This window comes from Streptomyces albicerus, from assembly GCF_008905045.1.
GTDB lineage: Bacteria > Actinomycetota > Actinomycetes > Streptomycetales > Streptomycetaceae > Streptomyces > Streptomyces albicerus.
Genome location: NZ_VWMY01000006.1, coordinates 144,612 through 160,351 on the forward strand (window position 1 = coordinate 144,612; position 15,740 = coordinate 160,351).

13 protein-coding genes and 1 tRNA gene are annotated in these 15,740 nt (G+C 71.3%); 1 reads left to right on the forward strand and 13 read right to left on the reverse strand.

Features of this window, described 5'->3' with window-relative positions; all coding sequences use genetic code 11:
* Positions 1-22: 22 nt before the first annotated feature.
* The 6 genes from GAS53_RS07035 to GAS53_RS07060 form a co-directional block, all read right to left on the reverse strand.
* Positions 23-814 carry a S16 family serine protease gene (locus tag GAS53_RS07035; RefSeq protein WP_151476573.1) on the reverse strand — a complete coding sequence of 264 codons (792 nt, stop codon included), beginning with the start codon at positions 812-814 and terminating at the stop codon, positions 23-25.
* Between the two features lie 214 nt (positions 815-1,028).
* On the reverse strand, positions 1,029-1,670 hold the full coding sequence (locus tag GAS53_RS07040; protein ID WP_151476574.1) for an IclR family transcriptional regulator: 642 nt from the start codon (positions 1,668-1,670) through the stop codon (positions 1,029-1,031).
* A gap of 455 nt (positions 1,671-2,125) precedes the next feature.
* Positions 2,126-3,925: a DEAD/DEAH box helicase gene (locus GAS53_RS07045; RefSeq protein ID WP_151476575.1), complete on the reverse strand. Its 1,800-nt coding sequence runs from the start codon at positions 3,923-3,925 to the stop codon at positions 2,126-2,128.
* Between the two features lie 132 nt (positions 3,926-4,057).
* On the reverse strand, positions 4,058-4,459 hold the full coding sequence (locus tag GAS53_RS07050) for a type II toxin-antitoxin system death-on-curing family toxin (RefSeq protein ID WP_151476576.1): 402 nt from the start codon (positions 4,457-4,459) through the stop codon (positions 4,058-4,060).
* Positions 4,456-4,647: a hypothetical protein gene (locus GAS53_RS07055; protein ID WP_151476577.1), complete on the reverse strand. Its 192-nt coding sequence runs from the start codon at positions 4,645-4,647 to the stop codon at positions 4,456-4,458. The genes GAS53_RS07050 and GAS53_RS07055 overlap by 4 nt, the downstream gene beginning before the upstream one ends.
* Before the next feature lie 68 nt (positions 4,648-4,715).
* A complete protein-coding gene (locus GAS53_RS07060) occupies positions 4,716-6,212 on the reverse strand; it encodes an MFS transporter (protein WP_151476578.1) in 1,497 nt (498 codons plus the stop codon).
* Between the two features lie 255 nt (positions 6,213-6,467).
* On the opposite strand from GAS53_RS07060, the gene GAS53_RS07065 reads away from it, so the two are divergent.
* A tRNA-Cys gene (locus tag GAS53_RS07065) sits at positions 6,468-6,539 on the forward strand.
* Positions 6,540-6,578: 39 nt separating this feature from the next.
* On the opposite strand, the gene GAS53_RS07070 is transcribed toward GAS53_RS07065, so the two are convergent.
* The 7 genes from GAS53_RS07070 to GAS53_RS07100 all read right to left on the reverse strand — a co-directional run bounded on the left by GAS53_RS07070 (position 6,579) and on the right by GAS53_RS07100 (position 15,738).
* Positions 6,579-7,748, reverse strand: coding sequence for an SUKH-4 family immunity protein (locus GAS53_RS07070; protein ID WP_151476579.1), 1,170 nt, complete (start codon positions 7,746-7,748; stop codon positions 6,579-6,581).
* A 207-nt stretch (positions 7,749-7,955) separates the two neighbouring features.
* Complete coding sequence (locus GAS53_RS07075; RefSeq protein WP_151476580.1) at positions 7,956-8,141, reverse strand: hypothetical protein; 186 nt, start codon at positions 8,139-8,141, stop codon at positions 7,956-7,958.
* The gene (locus GAS53_RS07080) at positions 8,138-10,447 is read right to left on the reverse strand and encodes a xanthine dehydrogenase family protein molybdopterin-binding subunit (protein ID WP_151476581.1); all 2,310 of its coding nucleotides are present in this window, start codon (positions 10,445-10,447) and stop codon (positions 8,138-8,140) included. Before GAS53_RS07080 ends, GAS53_RS07075 begins: the two co-directional genes overlap by 4 nt.
* Complete coding sequence (locus GAS53_RS07085; protein ID WP_151476582.1) at positions 10,444-12,006, reverse strand: 2Fe-2S iron-sulfur cluster-binding protein; 1,563 nt, start codon at positions 12,004-12,006, stop codon at positions 10,444-10,446. Before GAS53_RS07085 ends, GAS53_RS07080 begins: the two co-directional genes overlap by 4 nt.
* The gene (locus GAS53_RS07090; RefSeq protein ID WP_151476583.1) at positions 12,003-12,896 is read right to left on the reverse strand and encodes an FAD binding domain-containing protein; all 894 of its coding nucleotides are present in this window, start codon (positions 12,894-12,896) and stop codon (positions 12,003-12,005) included. The genes GAS53_RS07085 and GAS53_RS07090 overlap by 4 nt, the downstream gene beginning before the upstream one ends.
* Positions 12,897-13,175: 279 nt before the next feature.
* Positions 13,176-14,798 (reverse strand): beta-N-acetylhexosaminidase, encoded by a 1,623-nt coding sequence (locus GAS53_RS07095; RefSeq protein ID WP_225858784.1) that lies wholly within the window; start codon positions 14,796-14,798, stop codon positions 13,176-13,178.
* Position 14,799: 1 nt separating this feature from the next.
* Complete coding sequence (locus GAS53_RS07100) at positions 14,800-15,738, reverse strand: carbohydrate ABC transporter permease (protein ID WP_225858785.1); 939 nt, start codon at positions 15,736-15,738, stop codon at positions 14,800-14,802.
* Between the last annotated feature and the right edge of the window lie 2 nt (positions 15,739-15,740).

Genomic DNA, 15,740 nt, shown 5'->3' on the forward strand with positions numbered 1-15,740 from the left:
CGCCCTGGGTGGCTCCCGCCCACTAACAGCTCGGTACCGAGCCCGATCCCTTCTCCAGCGCCACCAGCGCGTTGACCGCGCTCTTCAGCGTCGACACCGGAATGAGGCGGAGCCCCTTCGGCAGCTCCGACTTGGCATCCGAGCACTCCGCCTTCGGGACCAGGAAGACCGTCGCGCCGTCGCGGCGGGCGGCCTGCGTCTTGAGGGCCACTCCGCCGACCGCGCCGACCTTCCCGTTGGCGTCGATCGTGCCCGTACCCGCGATGGTGCGGCCCCCCGTGAGGTCGCCGCCGCTGCCGTCGCCGTCCAGTTTGTCCACGATGCCGAGGGAGAAGAGGAGGCCGGCGCTGGGGCCGCCGACGTCGGCGAGCTTCAGGGTGACCTTGATGCCGTCCGAGTCCTCGCCGAGGTGGTTCAGGGCCGCCTCGGTGGCGATGTCCTGGGACTTTTTCATCTCCTCGGCGTTGTACTCCTCGATCTCCTGGACGCTGTCGCCGCTCGGGTACACGGAGTCGCGCGGCATCACGGCCCGGTCCGTGGCGAACCAGCCGTCGAGCACGTCGCCCAGGTTCACGTCCTGGTCCGGTCCCGTCGCCTCGATGGTCGTCATCCGGAGCTGCCCGCGCGTCTCGCGGCTGTCCGCGCCGGAGATCGTGATGACCGGGTCGCCCTGGTTCTCGCCGAGGACGTTCGCCGTCATCCCGGGCTGGGCCACCGAGAAGGGCAACGGCGCGAACGCCGCCGCGGCGAGCAGAGCCACGACGGGGAGGGCGCAGACGGCGACGGCCTGGGGGCGCGTGAAGCGAGAGAGCACGGGATCAATCTAACGCGAGTACGAATTCCGCTGACGAGCCGGGCAGCGCCCCGTAAGGGGCGCGGGGAACTGCGCGACCAGCCACGACGGGCCCGCAGTGTCCGTACAGCCCTTCCCGCGGATCGTTTAGCGCCGAGCAGCAGTCGGATCCGCCGTCGGTCAACCGCTCAGACCCACGTCAGCCCCCGCACCGATCAACCGCTCAGGACCAGCGTCAGCGCAACGCGTCGGCCACTTCCTTCGCCGCGTCGACCACCCGTGGACCCACCCGCTCGGGTACGGCGTCCGCGAGCATGACCACGCCGACGCTGCCCTCGACGCCCGTGACGCCGAGCAGCGGCGCCGCCGCCCCGCTCGCTCCGGCCTCCAGTTCGCCGTGGGTCAGGGTGTATCCGGGTTCGTCCACGGAGGCGACCCGGGCGGAGAGGATCGCCTTGCCCGCGGCGCCCCGGTCCAGCGGGTGCCGGAAACCCGCGCGATAGGCCACGTGGTAGTCGGTCCACGTCGGCTCGACCACGGCGACTGCGAGCGCCTCCGTGCCGTCGACCAGCGTGAGATGGGCAGTCGCCCCTATGTCCTCGGCCAGCGAACGCAACGCGGGCAGCGCGGCTTCGCGTACCAGCGGATGCACCTGCCGCCCGAGCCGCAGCACGCCGAGCCCGACCCGGGCGCGGCCGCCAAGATCACGGCGTACGAGAGCGTGCTGCTCCAGTGTGGCGAGCAACCGGTACACGACGGTCCGGTTCACCCCTAGTTTGTTGGACAACTCGGTGACGGTCAGACCGTGGTCGGTGTCGGCGAGCAGTTTGAGGACACGTAGTCCCCGGTCGAGCGTCTGGGAGGTCTCCGCGGTCACGACGCCCACTCCTTAGTGGTGAGAGTCGACGGCCCCCTACGCGGCGGTTGCGTCACCGGTCCCATCGGCGACGCGCGTCAGAGGCCGCCGGTCGGCAGCGTCCCGGGCACTCCCGGGCGGGCACCGGCTGCGCTCCGCGGCGGCGCTGCCACGGGGCGTGTGCGTAGCGGGACAGTAGCGAGCTGGTTCGCTCAGCGGAAGTCTCCGTCCAGAATCCGGGCATCAGCAGGTACGGACCGCTTTGGCTTACCCCGGGTTAGGTTCACTTTTGTCCCGATGTGACCGGCGCGCGCCGTCCGACGTGCACCACCTCCGCACAGAGCGCACAGAGCGCACAGACGCGGGAGCGCCGGTGTCGTGACGACACCGGCGCCCTTATCTCCGTACCCGAGGTACGAACGTCTTCGTGTGTGACGTGCGAACGTCACCGCTCGCGACATCGCGACATGCGAACGTCACCGCATACGGGTGGCCCACTCCTGCACCTTGGCGATCCGCTGCCGCAGCTGGCCGGCCGTCGCTTCCGCGCTCGGCGGGCCGCCGCACACGCGGCGCAGCTCGGTGTGGATCACGCCGTGGGGCTTGCCGCTCTGGTGGACGTACGCGCCGACCATGGTGTTGAGCTGCTTACGGAGCTCCAGCATCTCCTTGTGGGAGACCACCGGCCGTCGCTCGGCGGGGAGTTCGAGGAGATCGGCCTCGTCGTCCGGCTTCTTGCGGCTGTGCGCGATCTGCCGGGCCTGCCGCTTCTGGAGGAGCAGCTGGACCTGGTCGGGCTCGAGGAGGCCGGGGATGCCGAGGTAGTCCTGCTCCTCCTCGCTTCCCGGGTGGGCCTGCATACCGAACTCGGCGCCGTCGTACAGGACCCGGTCGAAGACGGCGTCGGACTCCAGCGCCTCGAACGGCAGCATGTCCTGCTCGCCGGTGTCCTCGTCCTGCTCCTTGTTCGCCTCCTCCATCTCCTTCTCGGATTCGGCGTACGGGTCCTCCTCGCCTTCCTTCTTCGGCTTGTCGAGGACGTGGTCGCGCTCGACCTCCATCTCGTTGGCGAAACCGAGGAGGTCGGGGACGGTCGGCAGGAAGACGGAGGCGGTCTCGCCGCGCCGCCGGGACCGTACGAAACGGCCGACGGCCTGGGCGAAGAAGAGCGGGGTCGAGATGGTCGTCGCGTACACGCCCACCGCGAGCCGCGGTACGTCGACGCCCTCGGACACCATGCGGACTGCGACCATCCAGCGGTCGTTGTTCTGGCTGAACTCGTCGATACGGTTGGACGCGCCGGCGTCGTCGGAGAGGACGAGGGTGGCCTTGTTGCCGGTGATGTCGCGGATGAGCTTGGCGTAGGCGCGGGCCGAGTCCTGGTCGGAGGCGATGACGAGGGCGCCCGCGTCCGGGATGGCCTTCCTGACCTCGGTGAGGCGCTGGTCGGCGGCGCGCAGCACGCTCGGCATCCACTCGCCGCGCGCGTCGAGTGCGGTGCGCCAGGCCTGGCTGATGGCGTCCTTGGTCATCGGCTCGCCGAGCCGGGCGGCGATCTCGTCGCCCGCCTTCGTACGCCACCGCATGTTGCCGCTGTAGGAGAGGAAGATGACGGGCCGCACGACGCCGTCGCCGAGCGCGCTCCCGTACCCGTACGTGTAATCGGCGGCTGACCGCCGGATCCCGTCGTTCCCCTCCTCGTACGTGACGAAGGGGATGGGGTTGGTGTCGGACCGGAAGGGCGTACCGGTGAGCGCGAGCCGGCGGGTGGCGGGCTCGAAGGCCTCGAGGCAGGCCTCGCCCCAGGACTTGGAGTCACCGGCGTGGTGGATCTCGTCGAGGATGACGAGGGTCTTGCGCTGCTCGACGCGGTTGCGGTGCAGCATGGGCCGCACACCCACACCCGCGTACGTCACGGCGACGCCCTGGTACTCCTTGCTGAGCGGCCCCGCGCTGTATTCGGGATCCAGCTTGATCCCTATCCGTGCGGCCGCCTCCGCCCACTGCTTCTTCAGATGCTCGGTCGGCGCGACCACGGTCACCTGCTGCACGACATGGTGGTGCAGCAGCCACGACGCGAGCGTCAGCGCGAAGGTCGTCTTGCCTGCGCCGGGTGTGGCGACGGCGAGAAAGTCACGTGGCTGCTCCTGGATGTACTTCTCCATCGCCCCCTGCTGCCACGCGCGCAGCTTGCTGGCGGTACCCCAAGGGGCGCGCCCGGGGAACGCGGGTGACAGGTGATGCGAAGAAGTGGCACTGGCGGCGGTGGTAGTCACGGTCTCCGTGGGGTGGTTGGGCGGCTCGGCTACGTATGGCAACGGCTGTGTATGACAACCGGGCCACCCTACCGGCGGCCCGGCGGCGTCAACGCGCGGACGACGCCGGGTCACCCCTGGATGGGATCCAGGTCACAGTGAGCGCAGGCGCTCCGCGATCACCCCGATGTCGCCCTCGGCACCGGAGGCCACGTCGATGACCAGGTCGTACGCCGTGTCCTGGTCGCATGCCGCGAGGTCCACGCCGTTCAGGGCGAGAAAGGTCGCGGCTGCCAGCCAGGCGGTCCGCTTGTTCCCGTCCACCAGGGGGTGGTTGGTAGCGAGGGCGTGGAGCAGCGCCGCGGCCTGCTCGTACGGGTCCTGGTAGGCGGCCGTGCCGAACATGCGGGCGCGGGGGCGGTGCACGGCCGAGGCCAGCAGCCCCGGCTCGCGGGCCTCGGGCGCCCGCCCGCCGAAGGCGATCTCGGCGATGCCGGTGACGTCGGCGACGGTGAGGTGGCGGGTCGCGGCCGCCACCGAGTCGTTCCGCGTCATTCGCCCAGCCTCCTCAACAGCTCCGCGTGCTCCTTCGCGAGCCGCTCGGCGAGGGCACGCACGGGTGCGCCCTCCTCGTGCAGGTACCTGAGCACGGCTTCCCGTGCGAGCTCTTCGGGCAGGCGGTCCCGCGCGTCCGCGAGGTCGGCGAGCGTCTGCTCCACGGCGGGGTCGAGGCGAAGTTCCATGGGGCCGAGGGTAGGACTCGGCACCATCCGGTTTCGCCCTGTTTACGATCACCGCGTCCCGTTTACGATCACCGCTCCCGCAGCCGCGTCGTCACCCAAGCCCCCACCAGCGCTACCCCCGCCATCGGCAGGAACACGGCGGCGAAGGCGGCCGGGTGACCGCCGGAGGCCTCCGTGGCCGTGTGCGTGACCGTGCCGCCGCCCAGCGCCGCGAAGGCCGCGCCGCCCGCGGACAGGAGGATGACGTTCGAGAGGCCGTCGGAGATCTGGAGGGCGGCGGAGTTGGTGCCGGCCTCCTCGGGCGGGGAGAGGTGGAGCAGGAGGACGCTGGTGGAGGAGATCACCAGACCCATCCCGAAGCAGCCGAAGGCCCACGCCACCGCCAACGTCCACACCGGCACCCCGTCGATCAGCACGCTCGGCGCGGCGGCGATCGAGGCCGCGACCAGCACCATGCCGAGCAGCATCAGCCGGTCTCGGTACGGCTCCACGCGCGCCCTGGACTGCACGAAGGACCCCAGCGCCCAGGTGCCCCCGCCCGCCGCCAGCGAGAACCCGGCCAGCGTCGGCGACAGCCCGCGCTCGGTGACCAGCATCAGCGGCACGAAGGACTCGGCCGCGATGAAGGACCCGGCAGCGACCCCGCGCAGCAGCACCACGGACGGCAGGCCGCGCGCCGCCCGGTAGGTCCCGCGCGGCAGCAGCCCGAGCATCGCCGGGACCAGCAGCGCGGCCCCTGCCACAGCCGGGACCAGGGACAGCCACCGCACCCTTTCGTCGGATACGGCCTGGGCCGCGTACTGCAACAGCCCCGCACCCAGCGAGATGCCCAGCGCCAGCCGGATACGACGCCGGTCGAAGGGCGCTGCGACGGTTCCCTCCGTCGGCCCGGACGCCCGGCGCCGTATCTGCGGCAGCGCGAGCGCCAGCGGCAGGACGACCAGCACAGGTATCCCGACGAACACCCAGCGCCAGCCGAGGTGTTCGGTCACCGCGCCGGAGGCGAGCGGCCCGACCACGGACGGAATCACCCAGCTCGCCGCGAACGCCGCCATGATCGACGGCCGCAGCCGCTCCGAATAGGCCCGCCCCACGACCACGTACAACGCGACGATCACCAGCCCGCCGCCGAGCCCCTGCACGGCCCGCCCGAGGATGAACAGCCACATCACCCCCGCCGTCCCGGACAGCAACAGGCCCGCCGCGAACGCCCCGATCCCCGCCGTCAACGACCCCAGCGGACCCGCACGGTCCGACCACTGCCCGGCCAGCACCATCCCGAACAGACTGGTCGTGAAGTACCCGGAGAACGCGAACGCGTACAACGACACCCCGTCGAGCTCCCGCGCCGCCACGGGCATGGCCGTCCCGACCGCCGTCGCCTCAAAAGCGATCAGCAGCACGACGGACACGATCCCGATGCTGAGCGCCCGGTGGGAGCGGCTGAGGACACTGTCCTGGGTGACGTCTTCGGTGGGTGCGGTCGGTGCTGTCGGCGCGGTCGATGCGGTTGGAGCGGTCGGGGTGTGCGCGACGTCGGTGTCGCTCGGTTCCGGGGTGGTCATGACCGTCAGCGTAAGGGGCACCACTGACGTTGACCCCTGTCGGGAGACGGTGCTCGACCGGGACCTTGGTCGTACGACCACTCTTCGGCCCTCCTCTCGGCCGTCCTTCTCGGCCCTCCTTTCATGAACGCCGTGTGGCAGTCCCGTTGCAGCCCCGGCCCATTCCTTGAGCCCTCGCCCGACCGCCGCCTACGGTCGACACATCGAGTTCGGAACGAGCACTTCGGAGCAAGCGAAACGCAACGTTCCCAACCCGGCCGTGTGCCCGAGTGGTTGAGGGGCTCGCCTGCAAAGCGAGTAACGCGGGTTCGATTCCCGCCACGGCCTCTCAGTGCGGTGGTGGGCTCGGCCGTTGTCAGGTCGGGCTCAGAGCACCCCGCCGGCCTCGTCCTGGAACAGCTCAGTCCAGTAGTGCCACTCCCCCTGCGGGGCGGAGCCCGTGGGGTCGATCGTCGAGAGGGTCTGGGTCATCGTCGTGGCCAGTTGGTCGTAGACCTCCGAGGTCAGTGCGTGGGAGAGGGACTCGTCGATCGTCTTCTCGCGGTGGAGCAGCCAGAGGGTGAAGGCCAGGGTGGAGATGTCCGTGTTCAGGGCGTACAGGGTGGCCTCGGGCTCGCTCCAGTTGAGGATCGCGCCCGTCGCGCCGTCGACGACCAGGCTGTTGTCCTCGATGAGGTGGCCGAGGCGTATCAAGTGGTCGGCAGTATCGGGGAGTTCGTCGGTGTACTCGCCGGGGCGCTCGTCCTCGTAGTACTCGGCGAGGGTCGGCAGCGGTACGTCCGTGTCCAGCTGGAACAGGTGGCCGTCCTCGGGCAGGCCCGTCTCGCGCAGGAAGCGGCGGGTCGGCTCGTGCGTGAGCGCCGCCGGGAAGTCGACGTCCTCGAAGCGCACGACCCGGCCCTGGCCGAACTCCTGGTCCAGCAGGCGGGCGGACAGGTCCAGGGTGAGCGCCGAGTCCGCGGGCGGGCCCGCGATCAGGGCCAGTGGGCGGATCAGCGCCGCCATCCTCCAGAACGGCGGGACCTCGCCCCCGGTGCCCTCCTCGAACACCGTGCGCAGCTGTCGCGACGCCTCCGTGACCGCCTTCGGCCCGAACCGGCCCTCGTAGGCGGCGAATTGACCGCGCCGCGCCGTCATCTCCTCCGTCGCCGTCACGAACTCCGTCAGCGTCCGGAGCGACGGCGCGAGCGGGCGGCGGTCCATGAGGTCGGGGCGGTCGTGGAGGAAGTAGGTGGTGGACACCTCGCCCGTCGCTCCGTCGAGCAGGACCGACTCCGCCTCGGCCCCGGCGGGGCCACGGAGCGCGCCTATCACCAACTGGTCCCGCAGCGACTCCGGCAGGCGGTCCGGGTCTCCGGTCGAGTCCGCCACCGTCCGCAGGCCGTCGACGCGCAGTGCCTCGAAGGTCAACAGGCCGCTGTCATCCGGCAGTCCGGGGCCCGCCAGCCAGCGCCGTGTCGGTGTGTGCGCGACGTACGGATCGAGTTCGCCCTCGGTCAGAGTGATCGTCTTGGTGCCGGTGTCCGTCGTGCTCATCGTTCCCCCGCGCATGGTTGTTCACAGTCCCCCGGCAGGACCGAGCCAGGCGGCAAGCACGCGGAAAACCCCACGGAAAACCCACGGAAGATGTCCCGCCGCCCAGCGGTCCTCCCCACTGCCCAGAACACTACGCGGCACCACTGACAACGCCCCGGCACAGCCGTGACCAGCGGACTCGCAGCAACTCCCGGCCGGAATCGGACCTCAGCCGAAGTACACGCCGCCCGCGACGACCACCACCGCCGCCAGCACGAACACCAGCACCCACAGCGTCAGCTTCCCGACGCCGGGCCCGGGCTCGTACCGCGGCGGCCCGGACGGCTGCCGCTCGGACCGCGGCGACCCGGAAGGCTGCGGCTCGGACCGCTGCGGCTGCGGTGACTCGGTCACTGCGTCGCCGTCACCACGGCTGCCTGTGGACGTATCGGCAGACGGTTCACCGGACGCCCGGTGGCCGCCCGTACCGCGGACGCGACCGCGGCCGGGGACGTGACCACCGGCACCGCGCTGACGGCCTTCGCGCCGAAGGGGGCGACCACGTCGCGCTCCTCGACGAGTTTGACGATGCGGATGTCGGGGGCGTCCAGGGCGGTCGGCAGCGAGTACCCGGTGAGGTCGGGGTGGCGCACCAGCCCGCGCGCGGTGCGCAGGTTTTCCGTGAGGGCGACGCCGATGCCCTGGGTGACGCCGGCCTCGATACGGGCGGTGAGCTGCGCGGGGTTCAGCACGCGCCCCACGTCCTGGGCGAGCGCCAGCTCCACGACCCGTACGGAGCCCAGCTCGATGTCGACGTCGACGACCGCGCGGATCGCACAGAAGGCGAGGCCCACGAAGGCGTCACCCTGCCCGGTGCCGTCCAGCGGCTCGGTGGGATGCGGGCGGCACTGCGCGGTGGCCCACAGCTCCTTGCCGTCCAGCGCCTCCGTGACGGTGGTCGACAGCACGCCGTCGTACGAGGTGATCTTGCCGTCGGTGATCTGGAGCAGCTCGGTGGACATGCCGAACTTGTGCGCCAGGGGCTGCAGCAGTTGCGTACGGACCATCTTGGCGGCCCGTTCGACCGCGCCGCCGGAGACCCAGGTGTGGCGACCGCGGCAGCCCGGCCCCGCCGGGGGCTGATCGGTGTCCACGGAGGCGACGTGCACCTCCTCGACGCCGAGCGTCTCCTGGACGATCTGCCGGGCCAGCGTGGTGAAGCCCTGGCCGGTCTCCACGGCCGCGCAGAGCACCGTGGCGACACCGTCGTGGACCTTCACGGTGGCCGTCGAGACCTCGTCCGCGCCCTCGGCGCCGAGCATGTGGACCATGCCGAGCGCGTAGCCGACGCCGCGGCGTACGGCACCGGGTTCGCCGGCGCCCTCGGGGCCGCCGGGCAGCAGCCACTCGTCCTCGGGCGTGTCCTTCGGGAGGGCGGGCAGCGGGAAGTCCTGTACGGCTTGCAGGAGTTCGGCCACCGGGGCCGGGCAGGTCACGGTCTGGCCGGTGGGAAGTACGTCCCCCGTAGCCATCGCGTTGCGCAGGCGCAGCTCGGCCGGGTCGATGCCCAGCTTCTTCGCCAGCTTGTCCATCTGGGCCTCGTAGGCGGCGCACACCTGCATGGCGCCCTCGCCGCGTACGTGCCCGGAGGGCGGGTTGTTGGTGCGGACGGCCCAGCCCTCGATGAAGGCGTTCGGGACGACGTACGGACCGCAGGCGAAGGAGACGGCGGCGGCGAGAGCGTCGGACGACGTGTCCGCGTACGCGCCCGCGTCGAGCAGGATCTGCGCCTCGACCTTCACCAGCTTGCCCTCGGCGTCCGCGTGGTGCCGGTAGCGCAGCAGTGTCGGATGCCGGTGGACGTGGCCCAGGAAGGACTCTTCGCGCGTCGCGGTGAGTTTGACCGGACATCCGGTCTGCAGGGCGAGCAGCCCGAGAGGGAGCTGGAAGCCCTGGTCCTCGCGGTCGGCGGTGGCGCCGGGCACGCCGGTGACGACGACCTTCACGCGCTCCGGTTCCAGGCCGTAGCAGGCGGCGGCCGTGTCGCGGTCGGCGTGCGGGTCGGTGGACGCCACGTAGAGCTCGACCCCGCCGTCGGGGCGGGGCACGGCGAGGCCGGCCTCCGCGCCGATCGGGGCCGGGTCCTGGCGGCCGATGCGGTACAGGCCCTCGACGACGATGTCACCGGCCGCGTCCGGGTCGCCGTGGCGCAGCGGGATGTGGCGGATCAGGTTGCCGTCGGGGTGCAGGGGTTCGGCCTCGAAGGCCTGCTCCGGGTCGGTCACCGGGTCGAGTACTTCGTACTCGACGATGACGGCGGCCGCGGCCATGCGCGCGGTGTCGGGGTGGTCGGCGGCGACGGCCGCGATGGGCTCCCCGTGGTGGCGTACGACCTCGGAGGCGAACACGGGGCGGTCGGCCTTGCCGCGGCCGTGCAGTGCGGCGCCGGGCACGTCCTCGTGGGTGATGACCGCCCGTACGCCGGGCATCTCGCGCGCGTGGGTGGTGTCGATGGACAGGATGTGCGCGTGCGGGTGCGGTGACCTGAGGACGGCCGCCCACAGGAGGCCCTCGGCCCACAGGTCCGCCGCGTACGGGAAGGTGCCCTCCGTCTTGGCGCGGGCCTCCGCGGGCAGCAGAGACACGCCGAGGCCGTGCGGTGGCGGCTCCGGGGCGGTGCCCGGCTCCGCGGTGGTCGCGGTGGCGGTGTCGTTGCTCACGCCTGGCCTCCGTCCTGGCCGTACGGCTGCTCGTGCGGCTGTGGTGACTCGAACGCGGACGGGTTGACGCCACCGGCGCCCGGGCCCGCCTGGTGCGGGATACGGGCCTCGTCGGCGTCCTGGGCGGACTCGGCGGACGCGTGGGCCTCGCGCTCGGCGACGACCTCGCGCACGGCGTCCAGGACACCCCGGTAGCCGGAACAGCGGCACAGGTTTCCGCACAGGGCCTGGCGGGTCTCCAGCTCGGTCGGCGCCGGATTGCCCTCGAGGAGGTCGTGCACGGTCATCGCCATGCCCGGGACGCAGAAACCGCACTGCACGGCGCCGCACTTGGCGAGCGCCCGCTGGACGTCCGAGGGCTGCCCGTCGGCGGCGAGGCCCTCGACCGTGCGCACCTCGCTCCCGGCGGCGGTCACGCCGGGCACGAGGCAGGACGCCACGAGCCGTCCGTCCACCTGCACGTTGCAGGCCCCGCACTCGCCCTGCGAGCAGCCGTCCTTGGCGCCCGCGAGACCGAGCCGTTCGCGCAGTACGTAGAGCAGCGATTCGCCGATCCAGGCGTCGGTCACGGGCCGTTCCACGCCGTTCACCCGCAGGATGTACGAGGCGAGGGGGTGGTCGATGTGCGAGGACGCGCCCTGGGAGTCGTCGGCCGCGGGCTCCTCGGCGGTGTCGTCGGGCGCCTCGGCGGACTCCTCCGGAGAGACCGCTTCGGGCTCGGCGGCAGGTTCGTCGGCGGGCTCCGGGGTGCCGTGTCCCGCCGGTGCCTCCGCGGGTTCCTCGTGCACCGGTTCTTCGCGCTCTACGGAGACGGCGATTTCGTCGGCGTGCTCTCCGGAGACGGCGATGATCTCGGCGGCGTCGTGCTCGGCGCGGGGCGGCGCGATGTCGTGGTCGGCGTGCGGCGCGACGGCGTGCTCGGCGCGGGACGCCGCCTCGTCGGCGGACGGCGGCTGGTCCGGGGCGGGCTGCTGGGCCCAGGGCTCGTTGGCCCAGGGCGCGGCCGCTCCGCCCGGCAGGGTGGCCGGCGGGGTGCCGCCCCACTGCTCGACCAGCGACGACGTGGTGAACTCGCCGGACTCGTCGGGCAGCTCACCGTCGGCGACGGGGATGGACCACTGTCCGGTCACGTCGTGTCCGGGCGCGCCCTGGCCTCCCTGGCCGCCGTGTGAGGGCTGGTCGAAGGTCCACTGGCCGGTGGCCCCGGGGTTGTACGAGAACGCGTCCTGGGCGGGCTGCCGGTGCTCTTCAGGCATGGCGTTCGGGTCGGGCCACTGCACGGTCTGCGGCTGCCCGGCGTCGGCGACCTCGGGCGGTACGGCCCAGGACCCGGAGGCGGCCGGGTCGGTCCCCGTGTCCGTGGTGGGAGCGGCCGTTATCGGCGGCGGTACGTAGCCGTGGCCGGGCGCGGCGAGCGGCGAGTCCGCGAGGAGGGCGTCGATGCCCCCTTCGGGGAGCTTGACGAAGGCGGTGGCGCCGTCGTCGTAGTCGCCCTGAGGCAGCGGATCCCAGCGGCTGCCCGCCTGAGGGGCGCCCTCTCCGTGCTGGTCGTCGGTCACGAAAGTGCCCTCCCCAGTGCTCGTCGGGCCAGCGCGGCGACAGTGCGCCGCAGGTGCAGTACGGCGGGCGGCAGCTGCTCTACGGAGCCGTCCTCGGCGGGGGCCGGGTCGGGGATGCAGGCCGCGGCGACGTACTCCCCGAAGGCGGTCAGCGCCTCGGGGACGATCGCGCGGTTGTTGTCCCAGTCGATCAGCGAGGCGACCCACTGCTCGGCGTCCAGGGGACGCAGCGGCATCGGCGCTATGGCCCCCACGGCGCACCGCACTCCGCGCCGGGCGGGGTCGAGGACGAGCGACACGGACGCGATGGAGCGTCCGGGGCCGGTCCGTCCGGTCGCCTTCAGGAAGACCTGCGGGGCGTGCAGCAGCGGCACGCGCACGTACCCGATGAGTTCGCCGCCGCGGAGCATCTCCATGCCCGCGAGCAGGTGCGAGACGGGGATCTCACGGCGGGCGCCGCCCGGGCCCGCGATGATGAGTGTCGCCTCCAGGGCGGCCAGTACCGGAAGCGCGTCCCCCGTAGGGGATGCCGACGCGATGTTGCCGCCCAGGGTGCCCGCGTTGCGGATCTGCGGTGGTCCCGCGGCTCTCGCGGCGGCCGCGAGGGCGGGGATGAGGGCGGCGAAGTCGGGGCGTCCCATGCGGGCGTGGGTGAGGCCCGCGCCGAGGAGCGCGTGGCCGTCCTGGTACTGCCAGCCGCGGATCTCGCTGATCCGGCCGAGGCCGACGAGCGCGGCGGGCCTCATCTGCCCGGAGTTGACGGCGGCCATGAGGTCGGTGCCGCCGGCCACGGGAACGGCGGCCGGCATGGCGGCGAGCGCCGCCACTGCCTCGTCCAGCGAGGCGGGCAGCGTGACGGCCTGCGCCGCCTGCGGTGCGTGCGTGGTCAAAACCGGCTGCCCCTTCCCGCTGCCCCACCTGGTCCCACCTGTGTTGCCGTACGGTACGTGCTGACAGGGCGGACGTGGCAACTCTGGCACATCTTCCCCGTCCCTCGACGCGGGGGTCCGCTAGGAGGCATTCCTACCCGCCACCGGCGGATGGTCCGTTTTCGCACCACATCGCCCGTCAGCGTGAATTGACATTCTTCGATGCCTCTTGGGCACCTTTCTCCTCGGGGGCCACCGTCCCAGGGCAACCGCTTCGGACGACACCCTGTGGGAGCCACCTCACACGTTTGGAGGCGCCCCCTCGATCGGGCGTCCGAGCACACCGGGGCGTCGCTGCCACGGCAACGGCCCGGTGGGCGGGCGGTAGGCGACCCCCAGGGCGTCAAGTCGCCGGTAATGGGCGGTCATCCGTCGCTCGAAGTCAGTGAAGTCGCGTTCGGCGGGGGCGGGCAGGGCGCTCCAGGCGACCTCGGCGAAGGCCGCGAGCCGTGGGAACGCCTGGTAGTCCACGCGCGCGTGGTCCTCCATCACCTCGGTCCACAGGTTTGCCTGGGTGCCCAGGACGTGCCGCGCCTGACCTGGGGTCAACTCCGGTGGTACGGGCTCGAAACGGTAGACGTCCTCCAGGGTGCGTACGTAGCCGATGGGCACCGGCTCGTCCGGGCCGCCGTGCTGACGGTGGTCCAGGTACACCTGCTGCTCGGGGCACATGACGACGTCGTGGCCCGCCCGTGCTGCCGTGATGCCGCCCTGGTAGCCGCGCCACGAGGACACCGCGGCACCCGGAGCGAGGCCGCCCTCCAGGATCTCGTCCCAGCCGATCAGTCGGCGCCCGCGCGCGGTCAGCCACGTGTCGAAGTGCCGGATGAACCACGACTGCAGTTCGTCCTCGTCCGCGAGCCCGAGTTCCTCGATCCGCGCCTGTGCGGTGGGCGACGCCTTCCACTGCTCCTTGGCGCACTCGTCGCCGCCGACGTGAATGAACTGCGAGGGGAACAGGTCGAGGAGTTCCTCGAAGACCCCCTCGTAGAAGCGCAGGGCGTTGTCAGTGGGGGCGAGTACGTTTTTGGAGACGCCCCAGGTGTCCCAGACGGAGAGGGAGGTCGTGTCGATGACGTCGGTGTTGCCGAGTTCCGGATATGCGGCGATGGCGGCCTGCGAGTGGCCCGGGATGTCGATTTCGGGGACGACGGTGATATGCCGCTCGGCCGCGTACGCGACGATCTCGCGGATGTCGTCCTGGGTGTAGAAGCCCCCGTGCGGCTTCTCCTCCCAGAGGGGCGAGGCACGATGGCCGAATTTCGTGCGCGCCCGCCATGATCCGGTCTCCGTGAGCTTCGGGTACCGCTTGATCTCGATGCGCCAGCCCTGGTCGTCGGTGAGGTGGAAGTGGAAGACGTTCAGCTTGTGCGCGGCCATCAGGTCGAGATAGCGCAGGACACCGTCCTTGGGCATAAAGTGCCGTGAGACGTCGAGCATGAGGCCGCGCCAGCCGAATCGCGGGGCGTCATCGATGATCTGGAGCGGGATGCCGTAGGTGGTGTCCGGCCGGACGGGAGCCCGCCGGAAGGCGTCCGGACCGATGAGCTGACGCAGCGTCTGGGCGCCCCAGAACACCCCGGCGGGGCCGCCGCCGCGGATCTCGACGCCCCGGTCGGCGACGACACTGAGTTTGTAGGCCTCCGGTTCCAGGGTGCCGTCGATACGCAGACGTACGGAGTTCTCGGCGTCCTCCTCGCCGGGCGGCAGGGAAAGTCCCAGGGCCATGCCGAGCGTCGCGCGCAGCCAGCGTTCGGTGGTGCCGGTACCGGGCCCGGCCCACAGCGAAGTGCCCGCGTCGAGCGGGACGCCTCGGCGCATGGGGCCCTCGACGGCGGAGGGCGCCGGAATCACATCACTCACGTCAGTCCTTCACCGCGCCGCCCAGTCCGGAGACCAGCCGTCGCTGTACGAGTACGAAGAAGATCAGTACCGGAATCGTCATCACCGTGGACGCTGCCATCACACCGCCCCAGTCCGGGTCGTCGGGCTTGTAGAAGACAAGGAGGGCCATCGGCAGCGTGGACTGCGAAGTGTCGCTGATGATGAAGGACTTGGCGAAGAGGAAGTCGTTCCAGGCGGAGATGAACGAGAAGACGCTGGTGGCGACGAGCCCCGGAAAGACCAGCGGGAAAAGGATCTGCCACAGGAACCGCGTCCGGCTCGCCCCGTCGATGTACGCCGCCTCCTCCAGCGCCTCCGGGACGGCCTTCACAAAGCCCCGCAGCATCCAGATCGCGAAGGGCAGCGAGAAGGCGATGTGCGGCAGGATCAGCGCGCCCAGCGTGTTGAGCTGCCCGAGGTCCCGCATCTGGAAGAAGAGGGGGATCGTCAGGGCCTCGATGGGCACCATCTGCGCGATCAGGAACATGATCAGCAGGGTGGTGCGGAAACGGAAGCGGAATCGTGTCACGGCGGTCGCCGCTAGAAACGCGATGAGGGCCGAGACGGCGACCACGGTGACCGCCACGACAAGGCTGTTGAGGAAGTAACGGCCGAATTCCTGCTGCCCGAAGACGCGTCGGAAGGAATCCAGGGACGGGGACAGCGTCCAGGGCCGCGGCTCGGTCGACTCGATCTCTCCGGCGGGCTTGAAGGCGCTGAGCGCCATCCAATAGAGGGGGAATGCGACGACGGCCGCGATCAGCAGTGCCGAGGCCTCCGCGGCCAGCCGCCACGGTCGCTGTACGGAACGGCGTACGAAACCGCGTACAAAGCCCTTGGTCTGCACGGGAGTTGCGGTACTCGCGGTACTCGCGAGCCCCGTCGGACGCGTGGAAGTCGTGGAAGTGGTGGAACTCATGG

What these genes read in the sequence shown, in the direction of transcription:
- GAS53_RS07100 (WP_225858785.1), bottom strand. Translation starts at nt 15,738, where the DNA reads ATGAGTTCCACCACTTCCACGACTTCCACGCGTCCGACGGGGCTCGCG.
- GAS53_RS07070 (WP_151476579.1), bottom strand. Translation starts at nt 7,748, where the DNA reads ATGAGCACGACGGACACCGGCACCAAGACGATCACTCTGACCGAGGGC.
- GAS53_RS07060 (WP_151476578.1), bottom strand. Translation starts at nt 6,212, where the DNA reads ATGACCACCCCGGAACCGAGCGACACCGACGTCGCGCACACCCCGACC.
- GAS53_RS07055 (WP_151476577.1), bottom strand. Translation starts at nt 4,647, where the DNA reads ATGGAACTTCGCCTCGACCCCGCCGTGGAGCAGACGCTCGCCGACCTC.
- GAS53_RS07050 (WP_151476576.1), bottom strand. Translation starts at nt 4,459, where the DNA reads ATGACGCGGAACGACTCGGTGGCGGCCGCGACCCGCCACCTCACCGTC.